Source organism: Pseudomonas trutticola BRTCR10 (assembly GCF_056155105.1).
On the sequence record NZ_CM149552.1, the window covers coordinates 860,001 to 884,978 of the forward strand.

The window sequence follows — 24,978 nt, forward strand, 5'->3', positions numbered from 1 at the left end:
ACCAATTTTGTGTGGGAAACGCCTGTAGAAATACGGGGCCATAGCTCAGCTGGGAGAGCGCCTGCCTTGCACGCAGGAGGTCAGCGGTTCGATCCCGCTTGGCTCCACCACTACTGCTTCTGAAGTTTGAAAGCTTAGAAATGAGCATTCCATCGTTGAGATGATGAATGTTGATTTCTAGTCTTTGACTAGTTCGTTCTTTAAAAATTTGGGTATGTGATAGAAAGATAGACTGAACGTTACTTTCACTGGTAACGGATCAGGCTAAGGTAAAATTTGTGAGTTCTCTTAGTTGAGAAATTCGAATTTTCGGCGAATGTCGTCTTCACAGTATAACCAGATTGCTTGGGGTTATATGGTCAAGTGAAGAAGCGCATACGGTGGATGCCTTGGCAGTCAGAGGCGATGAAAGACGTGGTAGCCTGCGAAAAGCTTCGGGGAGTCGGCAAACAGACTTTGATCCGGAGATGTCTGAATGGGGGAACCCAGCCATCATAAGATGGTTATCTTGTACTGAATACATAGGTGCAAGAGGCGAACCAGGGGAACTGAAACATCTAAGTACCCTGAGGAAAAGAAATCAACCGAGATTCCCTTAGTAGTGGCGAGCGAACGGGGACTAGCCCTTAAGTGGCTTTGAGATTAGCGGAACGCTCTGGAAAGTGCGGCCATAGTGGGTGATAGCCCTGTACGCGAAAATCTCTTGGTCATGAAATCGAGTAGGACGGAGCACGAGAAACTTTGTCTGAATATGGGGGGACCATCCTCCAAGGCTAAATACTACTGACTGACCGATAGTGAACTAGTACCGTGAGGGAAAGGCGAAAAGAACCCCGGAGAGGGGAGTGAAATAGATCCTGAAACCGTATGCGTACAAGCAGTGGGAGCAGACTTTGTTCTGTGACTGCGTACCTTTTGTATAATGGGTCAGCGACTTATTTTCAGTGGCGAGCTTAACCGAATAGGGGAGGCGTAGCGAAAGCGAGTCTTAATAGGGCGTCTAGTCGCTGGGAATAGACCCGAAACCGGGCGATCTATCCATGGGCAGGTTGAAGGTTGGGTAACACTAACTGGAGGACCGAACCGACTACCGTTGAAAAGTTAGCGGATGACCTGTGGATCGGAGTGAAAGGCTAATCAAGCTCGGAGATAGCTGGTTCTCCTCGAAAGCTATTTAGGTAGCGCCTCATGTATCACTGTAGGGGGTAGAGCACTGTTTCGGCTAGGGGGTCATCCCGACTTACCAAACCGATGCAAACTCCGAATACCTACAAGTGCCGAGCATGGGAGACACACGGCGGGTGCTAACGTCCGTCGTGAAAAGGGAAACAACCCAGACCGTCAGCTAAGGTCCCAAAGTTATGGTTAAGTGGGAAACGATGTGGGAAGGCTTAGACAGCTAGGAGGTTGGCTTAGAAGCAGCCACCCTTTAAAGAAAGCGTAATAGCTCACTAGTCGAGTCGGCCTGCGCGGAAGATGTAACGGGGCTCAAACCATACACCGAAGCTACGGGTATCATCTTCGGATGATGCGGTAGAGGAGCGTTCTGTAAGCCTGTGAAGGTGAGTTGAGAAGCTTGCTGGAGGTATCAGAAGTGCGAATGCTGACATGAGTAACGACAATGGGTGTGAAAAACACCCACGCCGAAAGACCAAGGTTTCCTGCGCAACGTTAATCGACGCAGGGTTAGTCGGTCCCTAAGGCGAGGCTGAAAAGCGTAGTCGATGGAAAACAGGTTAATATTCCTGTACTTCTGGTTATTGCGATGGAGGGACGGAGAAGGCTAGGCCAGCTTGGCGTTGGTTGTCCAAGTTTAAGGTGGTAGGCTGAGATCTTAGGTAAATCCGGGATCTTAAGGCCGAGAGCTGATGACGAGTTATCTTTTAGATGACGAAGTGGTTGATGCCATGCTTCCAAGAAAAGCTTCTAAGCTTCAGGTAACCAGGAACCGTACCCCAAACCGACACAGGTGGTTGGGTAGAGAATACCAAGGCGCTTGAGAGAACTCGGGTGAAGGAACTAGGCAAAATGGCACCGTAACTTCGGGAGAAGGTGCGCCGGTGAGGGTGAAGGACTTGCTCCGTAAGCTCATGCCGGTCGAAGATACCAGGCCGCTGCGACTGTTTATTAAAAACACAGCACTCTGCAAACACGAAAGTGGACGTATAGGGTGTGACGCCTGCCCGGTGCCGGAAGGTTAATTGATGGGGTTAGCTAACGCGAAGCTCTTGATCGAAGCCCCGGTAAACGGCGGCCGTAACTATAACGGTCCTAAGGTAGCGAAATTCCTTGTCGGGTAAGTTCCGACCTGCACGAATGGCGTAACGATGGCGGCGCTGTCTCCACCCGAGACTCAGTGAAATTGAAATCGCTGTGAAGATGCAGTGTATCCGCGGCTAGACGGAAAGACCCCGTGAACCTTTACTATAGCTTTGCACTGGACTTTGAATTTGCTTGTGTAGGATAGGTGGGAGGCTTTGAAGCGTGGACGCCAGTTCGCGTGGAGCCATCCTTGAAATACCACCCTGGCAACTTTGAGGTTCTAACTCAGGTCCGTTATCCGGATCGAGGACAGTGTATGGTGGGTAGTTTGACTGGGGCGGTCTCCTCCTAAAGAGTAACGGAGGAGTACGAAGGTGCGCTCAGACCGGTCGGAAATCGGTCGTAGAGTATAAAGGCAAAAGCGCGCTTGACTGCGAGACAGACACGTCGAGCAGGTACGAAAGTAGGTCTTAGTGATCCGGTGGTTCTGTATGGAAGGGCCATCGCTCAACGGATAAAAGGTACTCCGGGGATAACAGGCTGATACCGCCCAAGAGTTCATATCGACGGCGGTGTTTGGCACCTCGATGTCGGCTCATCACATCCTGGGGCTGAAGCCGGTCCCAAGGGTATGGCTGTTCGCCATTTAAAGTGGTACGCGAGCTGGGTTTAGAACGTCGTGAGACAGTTCGGTCCCTATCTGCCGTGGACGTTTGAGATTTGAGAGGGGCTGCTCCTAGTACGAGAGGACCGGAGTGGACGAACCTCTGGTGTTCCGGTTGTCACGCCAGTGGCATTGCCGGGTAGCTATGTTCGGGAAAGATAACCGCTGAAAGCATCTAAGCGGGAAACTTGCCTCAAGATGAGATCTCACTGGAACCTTGAGTTCCCTGAAGGGCCGTCGAAGACTACGACGTTGATAGGTTGGGTGTGTAAGCGCTGTGAGGCGTTGAGCTAACCAATACTAATTGCCCGTGAGGCTTGACCATATAACACCCAAGCAATCTGTAGACTCGAAAGAGACCAGATTGCGGTGTGTGAAGACGAAACGAACCGAAAGTTCGATGTTCACAAAACACCTAGCTGTCACATACCCAATTTGCTGAAGCGAGGCCATCTGGCCACGACTCAGTACCCGAATTTCTTGACGACCATAGAGCGTTGGAACCACCTGATCCCATCCCGAACTCAGCAGTGAAACGATGCATCGCCGATGGTAGTGTGGGGTTTCCCCATGTGAGAGTAGGTCATCGTCAAGATTAAATTCCGAAACCCCAATTGCGAAAGCAATTGGGGTTTTGTTTTGCCCGCAGGAAAGTTCTTACAGCACTCATAGACGCCGTCCGGCTGTCATCATCTGCCGACAATGCTAAGGTTCTGACCTGGCTGTTTTTATTCTCCCAAGGAAGTCTTATGCCGGACGCCCAGTCCCTCAACGCTGCATTCATGGTGGTTCAGAGCAATAGCCTGGACGAACTGCGCAGCCTGGTGGTCAGCATAATGCGGCGCTATCCGCTGGCTCCCTTGGAGAACGAAATTGCTCTGGTGCAGAGCAATGGCATCGCGCAGTGGCTTAAATTGGCCTTGGCTGAAGATCCTGAGGAAAACGACCTCGGTGGTTGTGGTATCGCAGCGGCGATAGATGTTCAACTGCCCGGCAGTTTCATGTGGCAGCTCTACCGTATGGTTTTGGGCCGAGATGAAATTCCAGCCAAATCCCTGCTCGATAAAGCTCCGCTGACCTGGCGCCTCATGCGTCTGCTGCCTCAGGTCATCGACCGTCCGCATTTCGAACCGTTGCAACGCTTCCTCACTCACGACACCGACTTGCGCAAGCGCTATCAGCTATCCGAGCGTTTGGCGGATCTATTCGACCAATATCAGGTGTATCGAGCCGACTGGCTTGAGGATTGGGCGGAAGGTCGGCATCAACTGCGCAATGTCAGAGGCGAAGTAAAGCCACTACCGCCCACCAGTTGCTGGCAGGCTGAACTCTGGCGCGCGCTCCTGGAAGATGTAGGTGCAAAAGGTATGGCGCAAAGCCGCGCCGGTGTACATCAGCGATTTATCGAGCGCATCGGTAGCATCGAGCACGCACCTACCGGACTGCCTTCGCGAGTGATCGTCTTCGGGATTTCTTCGCTTCCGGCTCAAGTACTTGAAGCTTTGGCTGGCCTCGCCCGGTTCAGCCAGGTTTTGCTGTGTGTGCACAACCCATGTCGGCATCACTGGGCCGACATCGTTGCGGACAAGGATTTGCTGCGTCACCAATACAAGCGGCAATCGCGCAAGAGCGGCATGCCTGTCGTACTTGATCCCGAGACAATGCATCAACACGCCCATCCTCTATTGGCAGCATGGGGTAAGCAAGGCCGTGACTACATCAACCTGCTCGATAGCTATGACGACCCAAACAGCTATCGAGCGGCATTTCGCGATGGGCGTATCGACCTGTTCAGCGAAAATCAGCCGCATAACCTGCTCAATCAACTCCAGGACGACATTCTCGAATTGCGCCCACTCGAGGAGACCCGCGAGCATTGGCCGGCTGTTGATCTGGCACACGACAACTCGATCCGTTTTCACATCGCTCACAGCGCTCAACGCGAGGTGGAGATTCTCCATGATCAGCTGTTGGCACGTTTCAGTGCCAATCCGGATCTACGCCCTCGCGATGTGATCGTGATGGTGCCGGACATCGACAGCTATGCTCCGCATATCCGCGCGGTGTTTGGTCAGCTTGATCGATATGATCCACGCTTTATTCCTTTCACATTGGCGGATCAGGGCCAACGTGGTCGTGATCCATTGCTGATTGCGGTTGAACACCTGCTCAAACTGCCGGACAGTCGTTTCCCTGTCAGTGAAATTCTCGACTTGCTCGACGTTCCCGCATTACGCGCTCGTTTCGGCATGGAGGAGCGTGACTTGCCGACGTTGCACCGCTGGATTGAAGGCGCTGGTGTGCGTTGGGGAATGAACGCGGAGCAGCGTGCCGGGCTAGGTCTGCCGGATGAACTGGAGCAGAACAGCTGGCATTTCGGCCTGCGACGAATGCTTCTTGGCTACGCTGTCGGCAGCTCGACTGACTGTGCGGGTATCGAGCCCTATGATGAAATCGGGGGACTGGATGCCGCATTGATCGGGCCGTTGGTGGCCCTGCTCGATGCTCTGGAACTCGCACATCAGGAACTCACCCGGCCGGCACAGCCCAAGGAGTGGGGGCATCGGCTGCAAGCGTTGATGCAGCTGTTCTTTAAAGCCAGTAACGAACACGACGATTACTTGCTGACCCAATTGGAAGAGCTTCGTGAAACCTGGCTGGAGACCTGCGAGGCTGTTGGCCTTGAGGATGAGTTGCCCCTGACTGTCGTTCGCGAGGCCTGGCTCGCGGGGCTGGATCAGGGCCGTTTGTCTCAACGCTTTCTTGCCGGCGCGGTGAACTTCTGCACGCTGATGCCTATGCGTGCCATTCCTTTCAAACTCGTTTGTTTGCTGGGGATGAACGACGGCGATTACCCCCGTGCACAACCGCCTCTCGATTTTGACCTGATGGGTAGCGACTATCGTCCGGGCGACCGTTCCCGGCGAGAGGATGATCGCTATCTGTTGCTCGAGGCGCTGCTGTCTGCGCGTAATCAGCTCTATATCAGTTGGGTCGGTCGCAGCATTCGTGACAACAGCGAGAGACCTGCTTCGGTGCTGATCGGCCAGTTACGCGATCACCTCGCCAGTGGTTGGCGATTGATCGATGACAGTCAGGACTTGTTGAGCGCCATGACCGAAGAGCATCCACTGCAACCCTTCAGTGCCCGCTATTTCCATGAGGGAGATCAACTGTTCAGCTATGCCAGCGAGTGGCAGGTTCTGCATAAACCTCATGAGCTACGAAACGAGGCAGAATTACTCGCCCCCTATATACAAGAGGAACCGTTGAGCCTGGCTCTGTTGCAGGACTTTTTACGTAATCCGGTTCGGCATTTTTTCACCCAGAGACTCAAGGTCTACTTCGAAGCCGCCGATGCACCGCTAGCCGATGAAGAGCCTTTTGTACTCGACGCCCTGCAGCGATATACGCTCAGCGACAGCCTGCTGGAAGCAGCGCTCAGGCAGCCGGACAATGTCGAGCAAGCGCTCGAGGCGCAGGCGCGACGTCTGCAAAATAGCGGCCTGTTGCCAATGGCCGGATTCGGCGAGTGCCTGCAAAGGGAATTGATTGAGCCACTGCCGGACTTGCTACAACGCTATCAGCAACTATTGACGCTTTGGCCGACTCCGCTCGCCAGTGCCATCCCGATCAGTCTCGAGTTGCAGGGGTTGCGTCTTGAAGGATGGCTCTCGGGTTTGCATCAACGCGCCGACGGAGGCGTGTTGTCGGTCACGACCATTCCCAACAGCATCGGCTCGATCAAAAGCCGCAAATGGCATCGACTGATCAAACCCTGGGTCAATCATCTCGTGGCCTGCGCCAGCGGGCTCTCATTGACCACCGCATTGGTGGCTAGTGACGACACATTGCTGCTCGAGCCGATGGAACAAGACAGAGCCGTTCGGTTTCTTGGCGACCTTCTTCTCGCCTGGCTGGCCGGAATGCGTCAGCCTCTGCCGATCGCAGTGAAGACCGCTTTTGCCTGGTTATCTCAGACCGATCCGCTCAAAGCTGAAGCGGCTGCTCGCAAAGCCTACGAAGGTGACGGACAGACCAGTGAAGGCGAGCGCCGCGAAAGTCCGGCGCTGTCCCGCCAATTTGCCGACTTCGATGCATTACTCGCGGACGAAACATTTTCTGGTTGGTGCGATGCTCTTTATCGCCCTCTGTTGGAAGCGCCCTGGCGCTCATTGTCCAATGAAGGTGCGCGCGCATGAGTACGAAGACACCCCTTGCGCTGGCATTCCCTCTGCGTGGCAGCCAGTTGATCGAAGCCAGCGCCGGCACCGGCAAAACCTTCACCATTTCTGCGCTCTACCTACGCCTGATTCTTGGCCATGGCGGCGAATCGAACGGGTTCGCCCGCGAACTGTTGCCGCCGCAAATTCTTGTGGTGACGTTCACCGACGCGGCAACCAAGGAGCTGCGTGAGCGGATTCGCACGCGTCTCGCCGAGGCCGCGCGATTCTTCCGCGATGAGACGCCAGCGCCTGACGGATTGATTGCCGAACTACGAGATCAATTCGATCCGCAGCAGTGGCCAGGTTGCGCCAATCGCCTGGACATCGCCGCACAGTGGATGGACGAGGCCGCGGTCTCCACCATCCACAGTTGGTGTCAGCGCATGTTGCGCGAACATGCTTTCGATAGCGGAAGTCTGTTTACCCAATCCCTCGAAACGGATCACAGCGATTTGCTCGGTGAAGTGCTGCGCGATTACTGGCGGCTGTTCTGTTACCCGATGCAGGGCGATGCGTTGAATTGGGTTCGCAGCAACTGGGGTGGACCTGCGGCGTTGCTGCCTCGGGTGCGAGGCTTGTTCGCCAGCGAGCGCGAGAGCGACGAAAGCAAGGCCCCGGCGGAGTTGATCGATGATTGTCTGCAAGAGCGGCGCGCTGCGTTGATCGAATTGAAAATGCCGTGGCGGCAGTGGGCTGATGAGTTGCTTGCGATTTGTCATCAAGGTGTTGCGAGTAAAAGCGTCGATGGTCGCAAGATGCAGGCCCGCTACTTTGAGCCGTGGTTCGAAAAGCTCAAGAACTGGGCTGAAGACGAGTCCCTCGAACAGCTGGACATCGGCACCGGATTCACTCGGCTGACGCCCGACGGAATGGCTGAAGCCTGGAAAGGCCAGGCTCCAACTCATCCGGGGCTGGACGCCATGCCGGGGCTCAAGTCGAGTCTCGATGCATTGCCAACCCCCGATGCTGCCGTACTGCAACACGCCGCCAAGTGGGTAGGTGCACGCTTCGAAGAAGAGAAACGCCGGCGTGCCGAGATGGGCTTCGACGACATGCTCTTGCGTCTGGATGCTGCGCTGCAGTCAGAGGGCGGCGAACGCCTTGCCACATTGATCCGCGAGCAATTCCCGGTTGCACTGATCGACGAGTTCCAGGACACCGACCCGGTGCAGTACCGGATCTTCGAAAGCATTTATCGCATCGAGGACAACAATCCGGACACCGGACTGTTTCTGATTGGCGACCCCAAACAGGCGATTTACGCGTTCCGTGGTGCAGACATCTATACCTACTTGCGTGCTCGCCAAGCCACCACCGGCCGACTGCATACCTTGGGCACCAACTTCCGTTCCAGCCATGGCATGGTGAAAGCGGTCAATCACGTGTTCGAGCGCGCCGAATCCCGTGAGCAGGGCCGCGGCGCGTTTTTGTTCCGGGAGAAGAACGGTGAAAACCCGGTACCGTTCCAGCCTGTCGAATCCCAAGGCCGTAAAGAAGAACTGCAGATTGCCGGGCAGGACGTCGCGGCGCTGAATGTCTGGCACTTGTCCACCGATCAGCCGCTGTCAGGCGCGGTCTATCGCCAGCAATTGGCGGCTGCATGTGCCAGCGAAATCACCGCGCTGCTCAATGGCGGCCAAAACGGTAGCGCTGGGTTTATTCAGGACGGCAAGGACTTCAAAGGCCTGCGACCTTCCGATATCGCAATCCTCGTTCGTGACGGAAAAGAAGCTCAGGCGGTGCGCGGTGAGCTCGCCAATCGCGGGGTCCGCAGCGTTTATCTGTCCGACAAGGATTCGGTTTTCGCAGCTCAGGAGGCACACGACTTGCTGTCCTGGCTCAAGGCTTGTGCCGAGCCGGATGTCGAGCGCTCCCTGAAAGCCGCGCTGGCCTGCATCACCCTGAATTTGCCACTGGCTGAGCTGGAGCGTCTGAACCAGGACGAACTGGTTTGGGAAACCCGCGTCATGCAGTTCCGTGGCTATCGTGAACTATGGCGCAAACAAGGTGTGCTGCCGATGCTGCGGCGCCTGCTGCATGACTTCCGCTTGCCGCAGACCTTGATCGCCCGCAGCGACGGCGAGCGGGTGCTGACCAACCTTCTGCATCTGTCAGAGCTGATGCAACAAGCCGCTGCCGAACTGGACGGCGAGCAAGCGCTGATCCGTCATCTGGCGGAACTGCTGGCGTTGTCAGGTCAGGCCGGTGAAGAGCAGATTCTGCGTCTGGAAAGCGACGAGCAACTGGTCAAGGTCGTGACCATTCACAAATCCAAAGGCCTCGAATATCCACTGGTGTTCCTGCCCTTCATCTGTTCAGCAAAACCGGTGGATGGCAGCCGATTGCCGCTGCATTATCACGACGCTTCGGGCAAAGCCCAGGTGAGCCTGAGGCCCACCGCCGAACTGATTGCGCAGGCCGACGATGAGCGTCTGGCCGAAGACCTGCGCCTGCTCTATGTCGCCCTGACCCGCGCCCAGCATGCTTGCTGGCTGGGGGTGACGGATCTCAAACGCGGCAATAACAACAGCTCGGTGCTGCACCTTTCTGCCCTTGGCTACTTGCTCGGTGGTGGCGCCTCTCTGGGTGAGTCCATCGCCCTTGATCGTTGGCTGCAAGACCTGCGACAAGATTGCCCTGCCATCAGTGTCGGTGAAATGCCGCAGCCCACCGACGAGCACTATCAGCCACCGCGTAATGACGCCATCCTCAGTGCCACTCTGCTGCCCAAGCGCAAGGCCAGCGAAAACTGGTGGATCGCGTCTTACAGTGCGCTGCGTATCAGCGACGTATTGAGTGTTGGCAGTGATGAAGCACCGGACAGTCCTCAAGCACAAAAGCTTTTCGATGACGAGCGACTCGATCCCGACGCGCCGCGAGAAATCATCACCGGTGGCGCCGACATCCATCGTTTCCCGCGTGGCCCCAATCCCGGAACCTTTCTCCATGGGTTGCTGGAATGGGCGGGTGACGACGGTTTCGCCGTTACCCGTGAGGCATTGGAAGACGCGATTGCCCGGCGCTGTAATCTGCGCGGTTGGGAAGGCTGGATCATCACTCTAAGTGACTGGTTGCAGCATTTGCTCCAATTACCGCTGCCGATCGGTGACAGCCAGCCGCCGGTCATTCTGGAGCAACTGAAACAGTACCGGGTGGAGATGGAGTTCTGGTTCGCCAGCCACAAAGTCGACGTACTCAAACTCGATGAACTGGTGCGGCAATACACGCACAACGGCGTGGCTCGGGTAGCCGCAGAGCCGGTGCAGCTCAATGGCATGTTCAAAGGCTTCATCGACCTGACCTTCGAGCACGACGGCCGCTATTACGTGGCAGATTACAAATCCAACTGGCTGGGCATCGATGACCTGGCCTACACCGAGCAGGCCATGGAACAGTCGATCCTCGATAATCGCTACGACCTGCAATATGTGCTGTACCTGTTGGCGTTGCATCGCCAGCTCAAGGCACGATTGCCCGACTACGATTACGATCGGCATGTCGGTGGCGCGCTGTACCTGTTTCTGCGCGGCACCCGCGCAGCCAGTCGCGGTGCTTACTTTGTGCGACCTCCGCGCGAGTTGATCGAGCGTCTGGACCGGATGTTCCAGGGCAAACCTGAACCTAAGGCCGAGCCCTTGTGGGAACAGGGAGTCTTGTTATGAGCCGCACCCTGGACGATCTGCTGCCGACACCGCTGGCTGCCGACAGCCTGTCGACACTCGCGCCCCTGACCCGCGCCGATGATCTGCTGGTGCTGCTCACCCGTTGGGTCGAGCGTGGCTGGCTGCGTGCCCTGGACAAAGCATTCGTAGCATTCCTCCATGAGCTTGAGCCTGAAACTGACCCACTGGTGCTGCTCGCCGCCGCGCTCACCAGTCATCAACTCGGTCATGGGCATGTCTGCCTGGACCTGTTCGAAACCCTCAAGGCTCCGGATTTTGCCTTGTCGCTGCCGCCCGAAGGCGATGTGCAGGGCGGGATGTTGCTGTTGCCCTCGCAATTGCTTGAGGCCCTCGACGGTGCGCATTGGTGCAAGGTTCTGGCGGCGAGCGCGTTGGTTGCATTGTCGGCTGACGGCAGTGATTCGGCGCAGCGACGGCCATTGGTGTTGTCCGGGAAGCGTCTGTACCTGAGACGCTACTGGGCCTATGAGCGCCGCATTGATCTCGCCTTGCGCCAGCGTCTCGCACAGCGCGAGGCGACCCCGGATGATCTGCCGCAGCGGTTGAATGAGTTGTTTGGCTCGGCGAAATCCGGCGATGTGATCGACTGGCAAAAACTCGCCTGTGCCATCGCCACGCGTGGCGCCTTCAGCATCGTCACGGGTGGCCCGGGCACCGGCAAAACAACGACGGTGGTGCGTTTGCTCGCGCTGCTTCAGGCGCCGGCGGTGGAGGCTGGCCATCCACTGCGCATTCGCCTGGCGGCGCCGACCGGCAAAGCCGCGGCGCGGTTGACCGAGTCCATCAGCCAGCAAGTGCAATCGCTGACAGTCACCGAAGACGTACGGGCGAAAATTCCCTGCGACGTGACCACCGTGCATCGTTTGCTCGGCAGTCGCCCTGGCACTCGACACTTTCGGCACCATGCCGGCAATCGCTTGCCTCTGGATGTGCTGGTGGTCGATGAAGCATCGATGATCGATCTGGAAATGATGGCGAATCTGCTCGACGCCTTGCCGCCCCACGCGCGTTTGGTATTGCTCGGTGACAAGGATCAACTGGCCTCCGTGGAGGCCGGTGCGGTACTGGGTGATCTGTGTCGCGACGCCGAGAGTGGATGGTACAACCCGAAGACCCGCCAGTGGCTGGAGTCGGTCAGCGGTGAAACCTTGCAGGGCAGCGGTTTGTGTGAAGACATCGACGACACTCATCCACTGGCGCAACAAGTGGTGATGTTGCGTCACTCACGGCGTTTCGGCGAGGGTAGCGGGATCGGCCAACTCGCGCGCCGGGTCAATCAGCAATTGCCGGATGAGGCGCGCCAGTTGCTGTCGGCGGGGCACTATGACGATGTGTATTCGTTGCCGCTCAAGGGCGAGCACGACCACAAGCTGGAGCGACTGTTGCTTGAGGGACATGGCGATGGGCCACAAGGTTATCGGCATTATCTGAGTGTGCTGCGCGATCAGCGCCCACCGCCCGGCCGGCCGCTCGAACATCCGGACTGGATCACGTGGGCCCGGGAAGTCCTGCAAGCGTTCGACACCTTTCAGCTGTTGTGTGCGGTGCGCAAGGGGCCGTGGGGGGTGGAAGGTTTGAACCTGCGTATTACCGCCGCTTTGCTCAAGGCCCGACTGATCGACAATGACCAGCAATGGTACGAGGGCCGGCCGGTGCTGATGACGCGCAATGACTACGGCCTGGGTTTGATGAATGGCGATATCGGTATTGCCTTGAAGCTGCCTGAGCGCGAAGGACCCGATGCCGGCAAACCGGTGCTGCGTGTAGCTTTCCCGCGCAATGATGGCCGGGGCGGGGTGCGTTTCGTGTTGCCGAGTCGGCTCAACGATGTCGAAACCGTGTACGCCATGACGGTGCACAAATCCCAGGGCTCGGAATTTGCCCACACCGCGTTGATCCTTCCGGATGCCCTGAATCCAGTGCTGACCAAGGAGCTGATTTACACCGGCATCACCCGGGCCAAGCACTGGTTCACCCTGATCGAGCCGCGAGCTGGAGTGTTCGAAGAAGCCGTGCAACGCAAGGTTAAGCGCCTGAGCGGGTTGATGCTGGAACTGGAAGAGGGTGCTGAGCCCCGAGGGTGAAAAAATAAGCGATTGATGGCAATTATTGACTAGCCAGTCAGGAGTCACTGTCTCGCTGGTGATTCAGCGCTGTGCTATCGTTGCGGCATCATTTCGCTACGATCCAAGAGAATCCCTGCATGAAGGTGGCTGTCTGGGCGACAGAGCGCGTGTTTCGCTGCAAGCGCGCAGTGCTTGTCGGTCTGCTCTGTGCGCTGGCGGGCATGGCCGTCGCGCAGCCGCAACCGCCGCCGGGCATGGCTGAGCAACGCGCTCAAGCTGTCACCAAAGTTGTTCTGGGCATTCTCAGCTACGCGCGCTGGCCGGTGGAACCTGCGCAGTTGCGCCTGTGTATCGTCGGTCCTACCGAGTACACCGACGATCTGGTCAAAGGCACGACCCAGGCCACTGGCCGACCCGTCACCGTGCGCCGCCTGCTGGCAGACAACCCGGTCATCGTCAGTGAGTGCGATGCGGTGTACATCGGCAAACTCACAACGGATGAGCGCAGCCGCCTGTTCACCTCGCTGATCGGCCATCCGGTGCTGAGCATCAGCGAGGGCGGTGATCAGTGCACGGTGGGCAGTCTGTTTTGCCTGCGGGTTGGCGACGATCAGGTGTCTTTTGAAGTCAATCTCGACTCCGTCGCCCGCAGTGGCGTACGCATTCACCCAAGCGTCCTGCAATTGTCGCGTCGCAAACCGGCGGCACCATGAAACTGTTCAGTTCGAAAGTTCGCCCCACGCTGGGCTCGGTGATTGGTCGCGGCAACTTGATTGTGGCGCTGGTGGCCGTGACGATGGCCAGCGTCTCGCTGACCCTGCTGGGTGTTCTGGCGCTGCGGGTTTACGCCGATCACAATTTGCACCTGATTGCCCGCTCGATCAGTTACACCGTTGAAGCGGCGGTGGTGTTCAACGACAAGGCTGCCGCCACTGAGTCGCTGGCGCTGATTGCTTCCACTGAAGAAGTGGCGGACGTCCAGGTGCTGGACGCTCAAGGCCAGTTGCTCGCACGCTGGCAACGACCGGAAAACGGCTTTTTCTCCGGGTTGGAAATGCAGATCACCCGTGCCGTTCTGGAAAAGCCGATCGAACTGCCGATCCTGCATCAGGACCGTGAAATCGGGCGCGTTCTGCTGATGGGCCATGGTGGCAGCCTGATGAGCTTTCTGCTCAGTGGTCTGGCGGGGATTATCCTCTGTACCGCGATCAGCGCCTGGGTCGCGCTCTCTCTGGCTCGGCGCCAGTTGCGCGGCATCATTGGCCCGCTGCACAAACTCGCTGCCGTCGCCCATGCCGCGCGCAGCGAGCGAGCGCTGGATCGTCGCGTACCGCCGGCGCAGATCGCCGAACTCGACAATCTCGGCAACGACTTCAACGCCCTGCTCGACGAACTGGAGTCGTGGCAAACCCATCTGCAGAACGAAAACGAAACGCTCGCCCACCAGGCCAGTCACGACAGCCTGACCGGGCTGCCGAATCGCGCCTTTTTCGAGGGCAGATTGATCCGTGCCCTGCGCAACGCCAGCAAACTTCACGAGCGCGTGGCGGTGCTGTTTCTCGACAGTGATCGTTTCAAAGGCATCAACGATAACTTCGGCCACGCCGCCGGGGACGCGGTGCTGGTGGCAGTCGCTAACCGAGTGCGCGCCCAGTTGCGTGAGGAGGATCTGGTCGCGCGGCTCGGCGGTGACGAGTTCGCCGTGTTGCTGACCCCCTTGCACAAGATCGAAGACGCCGAGCGCATCGCCGACAAGATTCTCGCCAGCATGGACGTGCCCATCGCGCTGCCGGGGGACACCAGTGTCGTGACGTCGCTCAGTATCGGCATCGCCGTTTACCCCGATCATGGCGCCACGCCAGGTGCGTTGCTCGATGCCGCTGATGCGGCGATGTATCAAGCCAAGCGTTTGTCACGCGGCGCCCAATTCACGGCCGGGTCGGAGCACCCGGTCGATCCCGTTCAAACCAGGAGCTGATTCCCGTGTTCACACTGCCCATTCGAATTTTTTCCATCCTGCTGTTGATGGTCACACTGACCCTGACCGGTTGCCAGACTGCCCCGCAAAAAGGCCTGACTCCCGCGCAAATTGCCGTGCTCAAACAGCAAGGTTTTGAGTTGACCGACGAAGGCTGGGAGTTCGGCCTGTCGGGCAAGGTGCTGTTCGGCAGCGATGTCGAAAGCCTGAACAATCAAAGCACCGAGATCGTCGAGCGCATCGGCAAGGCGCTGCTCAATGTCGGCATCGAGCGAGTGCGGGTCGATGGCCACACCGATGCATCGGGCAAGGAAAGCTATAACCAGCAACTGTCCCTGCGCCGGGCCAAAAGCGTGGCCAAGGTGCTGGGCACGGTCGGCATGAAGCCAGAAAACATTCAGCTGCAAGGCCTCGGCAGCAAAGAGCCGGTGGCCTCCAACGACACGGCGGCGGGCCGCACGGAAAACCGCCGGGTGTCGATTGTGGTCAGCGCCGACTAATCAGCGAATTGCATCTCACGGGTCTGCCCCATCAGCAGACCCTGATTGCGCTCGGTCACCTCACGGATGTAATCCCACAACAAAGTGATCCGCTTCAACTTGCGCAGGTCCTCCCGGCAGTACATCCAGAACTGTCGGGTGATGTCGATTTCCTCGGGCAACACCGGCAGCAGGCGTGGATCCTGCGCGGCGAGGAAACACGGCAAAATCGCCAGTGAACGCCCCTGCTGCGCCGCGACGAACTGCGCGATCACACTGGTGCTGCGCAAATGCGCGTTGGCGCCGGGCAGCACATTCGCCAGGTAAAGCAGCTCCGAGCTGAACGCCAGGTCATCCACATAACTGATGAATTGATGCTTGCTCAAGTCGGCCGGGCGGCGGATTGGTGGGTGTTGGTCGAGGTAATCCTGGGTGGCGTAGAGCTGCAAGCGGTAATCGCAGAGTTTGCAGCAGACGTAGGGGCCATGTTCCGGCCGTTCCAGCGCAATGACGATGTCGGCCTCGCGTTTGGACAGGCTGATGAAGTGCGGCAGCGGCAGGATATCCACCGAGATTGCCGGGTAGGCGTCGACGAAATGGCTCAATTGCGGCGTGATGAAAAAACTGCCGAAACCTTCAGTGCAACCCATGCGCACATGCCCGGACAGCGCCACGCCGGAGCCGGAAACCTGTTCGCAGGCCATGTGCAACGTGCTTTCTATCGACTCGGCATAGCCGAGCAAACGCTGGCCTTCGGTGGTCAGCACGAAGCCGCTGGTCCGCGACTTCTCGAACAGCAAGGTGCCTAACGCCGCTTCCAGTGAACTGATCCGCCGCGACACCGTGGTGTAGTCGACGGCCAGTCGTTTGGCGGCGGTGCTGGCCTTGCGGGTGCGGGCGACTTCGAGGAAAAACTTGAGGTCGTCCCAGTTCAGCGAACCTAGAGAGGTGATGTTTTTTTGCATGATGGACGGGCTTATATGTGCGTTCTTATTAGAAGTTTGCACATCTATACTCCAAAAACAGTCCGACAACCAATTCGTGACACACGCCTCATTTCAAGGCGAACCTTTCGCCTTGGCTCCTACGATAAAAACAAGTTTCGGAGACCAGCATGAACGCATCGCTTACGCCCAACGAAACCACGGTCCAGAAGGTCAAGCTGCTGATCAATGGCGAGTGGGTCGAGTCGCAAACCACTGAATGGCACGACATCGTCAACCCGGCCACCCAGCAAGTGCTGGCCAAAGTCCCGTTCGCCACCGCTGCTGAAGTCGATGCTGCCGTCAGCGCTGCGCAGCATGCGTTTCAAACCTGGAAACTGACCCCGATTGGCGCCCGCATGCGCATCATGCTCAAGCTGCAAGCGCTGATCCGCGAACACTCCAAGCGCATCGCCGTGGTGCTCAGCGCCGAGCAGGGCAAAACCATTGCCGACGCCGAGGGCGACATTTTCCGTGGCCTGGAAGTGGTCGAGCACGCCTGCTCCATCGGCACTCTGCAAATGGGCGAGTTCGCCGAAAACGTTGCCGGTGGCGTCGATACCTACACCTTGCGTCAGCCAATCGGCGTTTGCGCGGGGATCACGCCGTTCAACTTCCCGGCGATGATTCCGCTGTGGATGTTCCCGATGGCCATCGCCTGCGGCAACACTTTCGTATTGAAGCCGTCCGAACAGGATCCGCTGTCGACCATGCTGCTGGTGGAGTTGGCCATCGAGGCTGGCGTCCCGGCGGGTGTGCTTAACGTGGTTCACGGTGGCAAAGACGTGGTTGATGGCCTGTGCACGCACAAGGACATCAAAGCCGTTTCGTTCGTCGGTTCGACCGCTGTTGGGACCCACGTCTACGACCTGGCCGGCAAGCACGGCAAGCGTGTGCAATCGATGATGGGCGCGAAGAACCACGCCGTGGTACTGCCAGACGCCAATCGCGAGCAAGCGCTCAACGCCCTGGTCGGTGCTGGTTTCGGCGCTGCCGGGCAACGTTGCATGGCCACTTCGGTGGTGGTGCTGGTCGGTGCGGCGAAACAATGGCTGCCGGATCTGAAAGCGCTGGCGCAGAAACTCAAGGTCAACGCCGGCAGCGAGCCGGGCACCGATGTTGGCCCGGTGATCTCGAAGAAAGCCAAGGCGCGGATTCTTGATCTGATCGAAAGCGGCATCAAGGAAGGCGCGAAGCTTGAACTGGACGGTCGCGACATCAAGGTGCCGGGCTACGAGCAGGGCAACTTCGTCGGCCCGACCCTGTTCTCGGGCGTGACCACCGACATGCAGATCTACACCCAGGAAATCTTCGGCCCCGTGCTGGTGGTGCTGGAAGTCGACACTCTCGATCAGGCCATCGCACTGGTCAACGCCAACCCGTTCGGCAACGGCACAGGCCTGTTCACCCAGAGCGGTGCGGCAGCGCGTAAATTCCAGACTGAAATCGACGTTGGCCAGGTCGGCATCAACATTCCGATTCCAGTGCCGGTACCGTTCTTCAGCTTCACCGGTTCCCGTGGCTCGAAACTCGGCGACCTCGGCCCTTACGGCAAGCAAGTGGTGCAGTTCTACACCCAGACCAAAACGGTCACGGCGCGCTGGTTCGATGACGACAGCGTCAACGACGGCGTAAACACCACCATCAACCTGCGCTGAGGAACTGCCATGAAAATCGCATTTATCGGTCTGGGCAACATGGGCGCGCCGATGGCGCGCAACCTGATCAAGGCCGGCCATTCGCTGAACCTGGTTGATCTGAACAAAACCGTGCTGGCGGAATTGGAACAACTGGGCGGCACCATTCGTTCGTCGGCTCGCGAAGCTGCCGAGGACGCCGAACTGGTGATCACCATGCTCCCGGCCGCTGTGCATGTACGCAGTGTCTGGCTCGGTGAAGACGGCGTGCTCGCCGGCATCGGCAAAGGTGTGCCGGCAGTCGATTGCAGCACCATCGATCCGCAGACCGCACGCGATGTGGCTGCGGCGGCGGCGAAACAAGGCGTGGCCATGGCCGATGCGCCGGTCTCCGGCGGCACGGGCGGCGCCACCGCCGGGACACTGACCTTCATGGTCGGCGCCACCCCGGAACTGTTTGCCACCCTGCAACCGGTGCTGGCGCAAATGGGCCGCAATATCGTCCATTGCGGCGCAGTCGGCACCGGGCAAATTGCCAAGATCTGCAACAACCTGCTGCTGGCGATTTCGATGGTCGGTGTCAGTGAAGCGATGGCGCTGGGGGATGCGCTAGGGATCGACACCTCGGTGTTGGCCGGGATCATCAACAGCTCGACCGGGCGTTGCTGGAGTTCGGAAATGTACAACCCGTGGCCGGGCATCGTCGAAACGGCGCCGGCCTCGCGCGGTTATACCGGCGGCTTCGGTGCCGAGTTGATGCTCAAGGATCTGGGGCTGGCGACGGAAGCTGCACGTCAGGCGCACCAACCGGTGGTGCTCGGCGCGGTGGCGCAGCAGTTGTATCAGGCGATGAGTCAGCGTGGCGATGGCGGCAAGGATTTTTCGGCGATCATCAACAGCTATCGCAAGCCGCAGTAACTTGGGTCAGCAATACTTTTGTGGCAGCTGGGATTTTGTGGTGAGGGGATTTATCCCCGATCGGCTGCGCAGCAGTCGTAAACCCTGAGCCCGCGTTTTGACTGACACGATGAAGGGGGCCGCTTCGCGTCCCATCGGGGATAAATCCCCTCGCCACAGGTTCTCTATTTCCACAGATATCTGAGGGGTGTGCTGAACAAAATTGCAGTAGGTGTTGCCGGGAAATCATGTCGGGTGATTTCCCGGCTTTTTTGTATCAGGCAAACACGAAATACTTACGCACGGTCTCGACCACTTCCCACGTGCCTTTCATCCCCGGTTCAATCACGAAAATATCGCCGGCACGCAGGTGGATCGGTGCCATGCCATCCGGGGTGATCACGCAGTAGCCTTCCTGGAAATGGCAGTACTCCCACTTCACATATTCGACGCGCCACTTGCCCGGTGTGCAGATCCAGGTGCCCATGATCTTGCTGCCGTCTTCACTGGTGTAGGCGTTGAGGTTGACGGTGTGCGGGTCGCCCTCAAGTTTTTCCCATTTACAGGCATCGAGTACCGGTAGCGGGTGGGTGTCGCGCAGAACGGTGATAGGGGCGGTCGCGGTCATGGGGGCTCCGGGCAGTGGACTTGAGGAATGAAGTCGCACCGTATAGCGCCCGGGCTCGGGTCAGTTGTCTGTGCTCGACATCGAAGTGCCCAGAAGCGCGCAAACCGCTTACAGATTTTCCAGCGGGCAAGTGACCCGGGCGTGCTCCAGGCTTGCCTCGAAGCCTTCCAGTTGCGCGTATTGGCGGATGAGCTCGGCCATGCTGTTGTTGATTTCGCGCTTCTTCGCCTCGATGGCCTGTTGCGCCAGCGCCCACGGCATCGCCTCGCCGTGGTGATCAGCGAAGATCGCTTGCAACTCCTTGAGGCGAAAACCCATGTCTTTGGCGCATTTGATGAAGATCAGCAGTTCGACGCTCTGTTGGTCGTAGAGGCGGTAGTTGCCCTGACGCCGGGGTTTGGGCAGCAAGCCGATCGACTCATAGTGACGGATGCTTTTGATGGTGGTGCCGGAGCGTTGCGCGGCTTGGCCGATGTACATAAAAGTCCTTTTTCAATGTGAAACAGCGCAGGGCATTATCGGCAGACTTACCGGCCGGCGATAGCCTGCGCCTGTTGCAACCAGGCTTGGCGTTGCTGATCGGTGGAGCCAAGCACCGGGCCGAACGTCAGCGTACGCACGGGTTTGATTCCGCAGAATGCGAGTGTTGTCTGGCGCACCTCATTCAGTCCGGGCATGCGGTAGATCCAGCGGTAATACCAGGGCGGCGTGTCCATGGTCACCAGCAAATCTGCGGTGCGGCCCTTCAGCAGTTTGTCCGGGAACGCTTTGCCTTTGCGGTATTTGAAAGCGAATCCCGGCAGCAGCACCCGATCAAAAAAACCTTTGAGCAGCGCCGGAATGCCGCCCCACCAGATCGGGTACACCAGCGTCAGATGTTCGGCCCAAAGGATGTCGGACTGTGCCGCACTCAAGTCGTTTTCCAGCGTCTGGATCTGTTGATAACCCTCGCGCAGCACCGGGTCGAAATCCATTTCGCCAAGCCGTAACTGACGCACTTCATGTCCGGCTTCTAGCGCTGATTGTGCATAGCGATCAGCGAGTGCGGCGCACAGGCTTGTCGCCGAAGGGTGGCCGAGAATCAGCAGAATGCGTTTGCCCATCGTCACTGTCCTTGCTGGAAAAAGCCAAGGATGAAGTCTGCCCTTTAGGGGAGAGTCAAGGCATGCAACAGTGCTTTGGCGTACCCGGGCAATGCGCTGAAATCTCTGGCACAGAGCATCAACGTGCGACGGGCCCAAGGCTCATCAAGGGCGATGCTTTTGAAGGCGCGTGACGGCCCGCGTTCAACGGCGGCCAACGGCACAATGGCGAGCCCGGCGCCACGGCCGACCATGCGCATCACGCTGTCGAAGCCATCCGCGCGGATGCGAATCTGCATGCGTGATCCGCTATTCAGCGCCTGCTCTTCGAGATAGATCGCCAGTGCGCTGTCGGCGCTCAGTCCTACAAACTCGTGGCGCAAGGCGTCGCTGAAACTGACTTCGGCGGCGTCGGACAATGGGTGGTCCAGCGGCAGAATCAGCACCAGTGGATCGTCGCGGAACGCTTGAGTCTGTAGGTCGCTGGTGTCGACCGCGTCAGACACAATCCCCAGATCCGCCGCACCCTGGCGCAAGGCGTGGGTGATACGTGCGCTGGGCAGCTCTTGCAGGTCGATGTCGAGATTGGGGTGGCTGCGCAAAAAGTCCGCGAGCACTTCCGGCAGGTATTCGGTGATCGCGGTGGTGTTGCACAGCAGGCGCACCTGACCTTTGACGCCTTTGGCGTAGTCCGCCAGATCCTGCTGCATGCGTTCGGTCTGCTGCAGGAGGATGCGCGCGTGGTGCGCCAGGGCCTTGCCGGCCGGCGTCGGGATGACGCCACGGCGGCCGCGCTGGAGAAAGTCGGTGCCCAGTGAGGCTTCCATCGCGCGGATTCTTGCGCTGGCGGCGGCGAGGGAGAGATGGCTGCGAGCAGCGCCGGCGGTGATGTTGCCGGTGTCGAGAATGTGCAGGTAGAGGCGCAGGTCGGTGAGGTCGAAGTGCATGGGTAGCCTCTGGTTTTGTGGTTTATGGATAGGCCCTATCGCTGGCAAGCCAGCTCCCACAGGGTTTTGTGTGTACTCAGGTTTTGCATCCAACCCATAAACCTGTGGGAGCTGGCTTGCCAGCGACGGGGCCAATTGCCTCAATGAATTTCTTAGCCTCTTCCACAGAGTTTTGTGTGTACTCAGGTTTTGAATCCAGCCCATAACCTGTGGGAGCTGGCTTGCCAGCGATGGGGCCAATTGCCTCAATGAATTTCTCAGCCTCTTCCACAGGATTTTGTGTGTACTCAGGTTTTGAATCCAACCAAAAAACCTGTGGGAGCTGGCTTGCCAGCGATGGGGCCAGTTGCCTCAATGAATTTCTCAGCCTCTTGCATTGGCAGAGGCTGCCTCAGTATATGGCAGATTTTCAGTCAGCCCAGACTGGCGCACAGTAGCGCCATGAACACACTCGCAGATTTCTACCAAAACCTCGGTCTGGCCCTGTCACTGCTGGTCATCGCCACCTTCGTCATGGCCGGTCTGGTCAAAGGCGTCATCGGCCTCGGCCTGCCCACGGTCGCCATGGGGCTGCTGGGTCTGGCTATGGCACCGTCGCAGGCAGCGGCGCTGCTGATCATTCCGGCCACGCTGACCAATGTCTGGCAACTGGCCTTCGGCGGTCATTTGAAAGGGCTGATCAAACGTCTCTGGCCGATGTTGCTGATGATCTTCCTCGGCACCGGCGTCGGTACGTTGTGGATCGGCATGGCGGGTGGACACTGGGTGGTGCGCGGGCTGGGCACGGCGCTGTTGCTCTACGCGTTGAGCGGGTTATTCCTGCCGACGCTGCACGTTGAACCTCGCCATGAATCCTGGCTCGGTCCGGTCTGTGGCGTGCTCACCGGCGTCATCACTTCCGCCACCGGCGTTTTCGTGATTCCCGCCGTGCCGTACCTGCAAGCGCTGGGCTTGAACCGTGATGAACTGGTGCAGGCGCTCGGCCTGTCCTTCACCGTTTCGACGCTCGCGTTGGCCGGCGGTTTGCTCTGGCGCGGCGCGCTCGGTGGCGGCGAATTGAGCGCCTCGTTGCTGGCGCTGATTCCGGCAGTGCTCGGCATGTTGCTCGGCCAATGGCTGCGTCAGAGGATCAGCGCGGCGCTGTTCAAACGTGTGTTCTTCATCGGCATGGGCGCGCTCGGCGCCCACCTGCTGATCAGCGGTTAGCCGACGACGCGCTGAGCATGTCGATGCGGCGGATATCAAAATCGCGCTCCAGATACTCCATGCGCTGCTCGAAGAATTGCTTCATGTGCGGCAGATTCGAGTGCACATCCAGATGCGCCTGGCTTTCCCAGATCTCGTAGAAGATGAACAGCGACGGATCTTGCTGGTCGCGGAGCATGTGATATTCGATGCAACCTGGTTCGGCGCGGCTTGGTTCGACATAGGCGCGGAACAGCGCCTCGAAAGCCTCGGCTTTTTCCGGGCGGGTCTTGGCGTGCAGGATGAAACCGTGGCGTTCACTCATCGATAAAACTCCTCAAGTTCAGATGGCGACCAATCCTACGGCAACAATCCGGGCTCGATTCGTGCGTTTTGCTCAAATGTATTTTGCGCAACCGCTGCTTATTCCGCGCGAGACACAACGTTAATCTGCCGCCATTCAACTTTCCCATCTCTATCCAGCCCAGTGGCTGCGCCGAGGCTTTGCCATGAAAAAAGTTTTGTTGCTCAACGGCGGTAAAAAATTCGCCCACTCCGACGGTCGCTACAACGCCACCCTGCACGAAGCGGCGCTGAGCGTGCTGGATCGCGGCGGCGTCGACGTGAAAACCACGTTCATCGACGAGGGTTACGACGTTGCTGAAGAAGTCGCCAAATTCCTCTGGGCCGACGTGATCATTTATCAAATGCCGGGCTGGTGGATGGGGGCGCCGTGGACGGTGAAAAAGTACCTCGACGAAGTCTTCACCGAAGGCCACGGCAGCCTCTACGCCAGCGATGGCCGCACCCGTTCCGACGCGTCGCAGAAGTACGGCAGCGGCGGGCTGATTCAGGGCAAGCAATACATGCTGTCGCTGACCTGGAACGCACCGCAGCAGGCGTTTGATGACCCGACCGATTTCTTCGAAGCCAAAGGCGTGGACGCGGTGTACTTCCCGTTTCACAAGGCCAACGAATTTTTGGGCATGACCGCTTTGCCGACGTTCCTCTGTGTGGACGTGATGAAGCGTCCGAACATTGAGATCGATGTGGCGCGGTATGAGCAGCATCTGAAAGATGTGTTCGCTCTCAAGGCTTGAGGTGCTTTCCTCTGCCAAATGGATTTATCTGTGGTGAGGGGATTTATCCCCGGTGGGTCGCGTAGCGGCCCCGCTCTTGATCCTGAAAAAGAAGGGGACTGCTGCGCAGTCCATCGGGGATAAATCCCCTCGCCACAAGGATGTTCTCTCTCCACAATGGATTTGTGCCGACGATCAATTAAGGGACACCCGTGAAAGCCAGATCCGATGAGTTGCAGATTTTCGTCTGCGTGATCGAATGCGGTTCGATTTCCGCCGCTGCCGAACAGGTCGGGCAGACGCCGTCAGCGGTCAGCCGCACCCTGTCGCGGCTGGAAGCCAAGCTCGACACCACGCTGATCAACCGCACCACGCGGCGCATGGATCTGACCGAAGAGGGCAAGTATTTCTTCGAGCAGGCCAAGCTGATCCTCGATCAGATGGACCAACTCGAAGAGCGTCTGTCCTCCCGTCAACAAACCCCGTCCGGACGCTTGCGGATCAACGCCGCCTCGCCGTTCATGCTCCACGCCGTCGTCCCCTACATCGACGAGTTCCGCCGTCTCTACCCGGACATCCAGCTCGAACTCAACAGCAATGACCTGATCATTGACCTGCTGGAACAAAGCACCGACGTCGCCATCCGCATCGGCACCCTCGCCGATTCGACGCTGCATGCGCGTTCACTCGGTTGCAGTCCGCTGCTGATCGTCGCCAGCCCCGCGTATCTGGAAAAGCACGGCGCGCCGCTGCAAGTGGCGGATCTCAGCGAGCACACCTTGCTCGGCTTCACCCAGAACGAAGGCCTCAACCAGTGGCCGCTGCGTTATGTGCACGGTGATCGCTGGCCGATCACTCCGGCGATCAGCGCCTCCAGTGGCGAGACCGTGCGCCACCTGGCGCTGGAAGGGCAGGGCATCGCCTGCCTGTCGCACTTCATGACCATCGACGACATCCGCGCCGGGCGTTTGAAGGTACTACTGGGCGAATTCAACAGCGGTTATCGCCAGCCGATCAACGCGGTGTACTACCGAAATACGCAACTGGCGCTGCGCATTCAGTGCTTCCTCGACTTCATTCAGAGCAAACTTGCGGCCTATGCCAGCGCTGATTTCAAGGGCTGATTCGTGACCTCTGCGCAACAGTGATTTGGGTGAGGGCGGGTTTTTCCGCAAGGGTCGC

18 protein-coding genes, 2 tRNA genes and 2 rRNA genes (1 of these 22 cut by a window edge) are annotated in these 24,978 nt (G+C 58.4%); 15 read left to right on the forward strand and 7 right to left on the reverse strand.

Going from position 1 to position 24,978, the window contains the following annotated elements:
• From ACVVH8_RS03675 to yfiB, 10 genes are all read left to right on the forward strand, one after another.
• Positions 1–4: transfer RNA gene (locus ACVVH8_RS03675), tRNA-Ile, on the forward strand (it extends 73 nt beyond the left edge of the window).
• Positions 5–34: 30 nt separating this feature from the next.
• Positions 35–110: transfer RNA gene (locus ACVVH8_RS03680), tRNA-Ala, on the forward strand.
• Positions 111–357: 247 nt separating this feature from the next.
• Positions 358–3,251: ribosomal RNA gene (locus tag ACVVH8_RS03685) — 23S ribosomal RNA — on the forward strand.
• Positions 3,252–3,405: 154 nt separating this feature from the next.
• A 5S ribosomal RNA gene (gene rrf / locus ACVVH8_RS03690) occupies positions 3,406–3,521 on the forward strand.
• Between the two features lie 154 nt (positions 3,522–3,675).
• Entirely contained in the window at positions 3,676–7,128 is a 3,453-nt protein-coding gene (gene recC / locus ACVVH8_RS03695; RefSeq protein ID WP_475231120.1) for an exodeoxyribonuclease V subunit gamma, read from the forward strand.
• On the forward strand, positions 7,125–10,814 hold the full coding sequence (recB, locus tag ACVVH8_RS03700) for an exodeoxyribonuclease V subunit beta (RefSeq protein ID WP_475228563.1): 3,690 nt from the start codon (positions 7,125–7,127) through the stop codon (positions 10,812–10,814). Before recC ends, recB begins: the two co-directional genes overlap by 4 nt.
• A complete protein-coding gene (gene recD, locus ACVVH8_RS03705) occupies positions 10,811–12,919 on the forward strand; it encodes an exodeoxyribonuclease V subunit alpha (protein WP_401301553.1) in 2,109 nt (702 codons plus the stop codon). Before recB ends, recD begins: the two co-directional genes overlap by 4 nt.
• A gap of 119 nt (positions 12,920–13,038) precedes the next feature.
• Positions 13,039–13,614, forward strand: coding sequence for a regulatory sequestration protein YfiR (yfiR, locus tag ACVVH8_RS03710; protein WP_213027477.1), 576 nt, complete (start codon positions 13,039–13,041; stop codon positions 13,612–13,614).
• A complete protein-coding gene (dgcN, locus tag ACVVH8_RS03715; protein ID WP_475228566.1) occupies positions 13,611–14,879 on the forward strand; it encodes a diguanylate cyclase DgcN/YfiN in 1,269 nt (422 codons plus the stop codon). Before yfiR ends, dgcN begins: the two co-directional genes overlap by 4 nt.
• A 5-nt stretch (positions 14,880–14,884) precedes the next feature.
• Complete coding sequence (yfiB, locus tag ACVVH8_RS03720) at positions 14,885–15,379, forward strand: outer membrane lipoprotein YfiB (protein WP_315449280.1); 495 nt, start codon at positions 14,885–14,887, stop codon at positions 15,377–15,379.
• Here yfiB and ACVVH8_RS03725 read toward each other — a convergent pair.
• The gene (locus ACVVH8_RS03725) at positions 15,376–16,323 is read right to left on the reverse strand and encodes a LysR family transcriptional regulator (protein WP_103303272.1); all 948 of its coding nucleotides are present in this window, start codon (positions 16,321–16,323) and stop codon (positions 15,376–15,378) included. The genes yfiB and ACVVH8_RS03725 overlap by 4 nt on opposite strands.
• Before the next feature lie 149 nt (positions 16,324–16,472).
• Here ACVVH8_RS03725 and ACVVH8_RS03730 point away from each other — a divergent pair, with 149 nt between their 5' ends.
• Entirely contained in the window at positions 16,473–17,999 is a 1,527-nt protein-coding gene (locus tag ACVVH8_RS03730) for a CoA-acylating methylmalonate-semialdehyde dehydrogenase (protein ID WP_103303271.1), read from the forward strand.
• A gap of 9 nt (positions 18,000–18,008) precedes the next feature.
• On the forward strand, positions 18,009–18,896 hold the full coding sequence (mmsB, locus tag ACVVH8_RS03735; protein WP_475228568.1) for a 3-hydroxyisobutyrate dehydrogenase: 888 nt from the start codon (positions 18,009–18,011) through the stop codon (positions 18,894–18,896).
• A 256-nt stretch (positions 18,897–19,152) separates the two neighbouring features.
• On the opposite strand, the gene ACVVH8_RS03740 is transcribed toward mmsB, so the two are convergent.
• The 5 genes from ACVVH8_RS03740 to ACVVH8_RS03760 all read right to left on the reverse strand — a co-directional run bounded on the left by ACVVH8_RS03740 (position 19,153) and on the right by ACVVH8_RS03760 (position 21,836).
• On the reverse strand, positions 19,153–19,503 hold the full coding sequence (locus ACVVH8_RS03740) for a cupin domain-containing protein (protein WP_103303269.1): 351 nt from the start codon (positions 19,501–19,503) through the stop codon (positions 19,153–19,155).
• A 108-nt stretch (positions 19,504–19,611) separates the two neighbouring features.
• Entirely contained in the window at positions 19,612–19,983 is a 372-nt protein-coding gene (locus ACVVH8_RS03745) for a MerR family transcriptional regulator (protein ID WP_213027481.1), read from the reverse strand.
• A 47-nt stretch (positions 19,984–20,030) separates the two neighbouring features.
• Entirely contained in the window at positions 20,031–20,606 is a 576-nt protein-coding gene (locus ACVVH8_RS03750) for an NAD(P)H-dependent oxidoreductase (RefSeq protein WP_315449288.1), read from the reverse strand.
• A gap of 44 nt (positions 20,607–20,650) precedes the next feature.
• Positions 20,651–21,532 carry a LysR family transcriptional regulator gene (locus ACVVH8_RS03755; protein ID WP_475228571.1) on the reverse strand — a complete coding sequence of 294 codons (882 nt, stop codon included), beginning with the start codon at positions 21,530–21,532 and terminating at the stop codon, positions 20,651–20,653.
• A gap of 76 nt (positions 21,533–21,608) precedes the next feature.
• A complete protein-coding gene (locus ACVVH8_RS03760) occupies positions 21,609–21,836 on the reverse strand; it encodes a hypothetical protein (RefSeq protein ID WP_475228574.1) in 228 nt (75 codons plus the stop codon).
• A 137-nt stretch (positions 21,837–21,973) separates the two neighbouring features.
• Here ACVVH8_RS03760 and ACVVH8_RS03765 point away from each other — a divergent pair, with 137 nt between their 5' ends.
• Positions 21,974–22,738: a sulfite exporter TauE/SafE family protein gene (locus ACVVH8_RS03765; protein ID WP_475228576.1), complete on the forward strand. Its 765-nt coding sequence runs from the start codon at positions 21,974–21,976 to the stop codon at positions 22,736–22,738.
• On the opposite strand, the gene ACVVH8_RS03770 is transcribed toward ACVVH8_RS03765, so the two are convergent.
• Positions 22,728–23,042, reverse strand: coding sequence for a putative quinol monooxygenase (locus ACVVH8_RS03770; protein WP_103303264.1), 315 nt, complete (start codon positions 23,040–23,042; stop codon positions 22,728–22,730). The two genes, ACVVH8_RS03765 and ACVVH8_RS03770, sit on opposite strands and share 11 nt — an antisense overlap.
• 184 nt (positions 23,043–23,226) lie before the next feature.
• Between ACVVH8_RS03770 and mdaB the strand changes: the two genes are divergently transcribed.
• Together mdaB and ACVVH8_RS03780 are read left to right on the forward strand one after the other, a co-directional pair.
• Positions 23,227–23,817, forward strand: a complete 591-nt coding sequence (gene mdaB, locus ACVVH8_RS03775; RefSeq protein WP_475228578.1) for an NADPH:quinone oxidoreductase MdaB — start codon at positions 23,227–23,229, stop codon at positions 23,815–23,817.
• Positions 23,818–24,008: 191 nt separating this feature from the next.
• On the forward strand, positions 24,009–24,920 hold the full coding sequence (locus ACVVH8_RS03780) for a LysR substrate-binding domain-containing protein (RefSeq protein WP_475228580.1): 912 nt from the start codon (positions 24,009–24,011) through the stop codon (positions 24,918–24,920).
• The last annotated feature ends 58 nt before the right edge of the window (positions 24,921–24,978 follow it).

What these genes read in the sequence shown, in the direction of transcription:
- recC (WP_475231120.1), top strand. Translation starts at nt 3,676, where the DNA reads ATGCCGGACGCCCAGTCCCTCAACGCTGCATTCATGGTGGTTCAGAGC.
- recB (WP_475228563.1), top strand. Translation starts at nt 7,125, where the DNA reads ATGAGTACGAAGACACCCCTTGCGCTGGCATTCCCTCTGCGTGGCAGC.
- recD (WP_401301553.1), top strand. Translation starts at nt 10,811, where the DNA reads ATGAGCCGCACCCTGGACGATCTGCTGCCGACACCGCTGGCTGCCGAC.
- yfiR (WP_213027477.1), top strand. Translation starts at nt 13,039, where the DNA reads ATGAAGGTGGCTGTCTGGGCGACAGAGCGCGTGTTTCGCTGCAAGCGC.
- dgcN (WP_475228566.1), top strand. Translation starts at nt 13,611, where the DNA reads ATGAAACTGTTCAGTTCGAAAGTTCGCCCCACGCTGGGCTCGGTGATT.
- ACVVH8_RS03725 (WP_103303272.1), bottom strand. Translation starts at nt 16,323, where the DNA reads ATGCAAAAAAACATCACCTCTCTAGGTTCGCTGAACTGGGACGACCTC.
- ACVVH8_RS03730 (WP_103303271.1), top strand. Translation starts at nt 16,473, where the DNA reads ATGAACGCATCGCTTACGCCCAACGAAACCACGGTCCAGAAGGTCAAG.
- mmsB (WP_475228568.1), top strand. Translation starts at nt 18,009, where the DNA reads ATGAAAATCGCATTTATCGGTCTGGGCAACATGGGCGCGCCGATGGCG.
- ACVVH8_RS03740 (WP_103303269.1), bottom strand. Translation starts at nt 19,503, where the DNA reads ATGACCGCGACCGCCCCTATCACCGTTCTGCGCGACACCCACCCGCTA.
- ACVVH8_RS03745 (WP_213027481.1), bottom strand. Translation starts at nt 19,983, where the DNA reads ATGTACATCGGCCAAGCCGCGCAACGCTCCGGCACCACCATCAAAAGC.
- ACVVH8_RS03750 (WP_315449288.1), bottom strand. Translation starts at nt 20,606, where the DNA reads ATGGGCAAACGCATTCTGCTGATTCTCGGCCACCCTTCGGCGACAAGC.
- ACVVH8_RS03755 (WP_475228571.1), bottom strand. Translation starts at nt 21,532, where the DNA reads ATGCACTTCGACCTCACCGACCTGCGCCTCTACCTGCACATTCTCGAC.
- ACVVH8_RS03765 (WP_475228576.1), top strand. Translation starts at nt 21,974, where the DNA reads ATGAACACACTCGCAGATTTCTACCAAAACCTCGGTCTGGCCCTGTCA.
- ACVVH8_RS03770 (WP_103303264.1), bottom strand. Translation starts at nt 23,042, where the DNA reads ATGAGTGAACGCCACGGTTTCATCCTGCACGCCAAGACCCGCCCGGAA.
- mdaB (WP_475228578.1), top strand. Translation starts at nt 23,227, where the DNA reads ATGAAAAAAGTTTTGTTGCTCAACGGCGGTAAAAAATTCGCCCACTCC.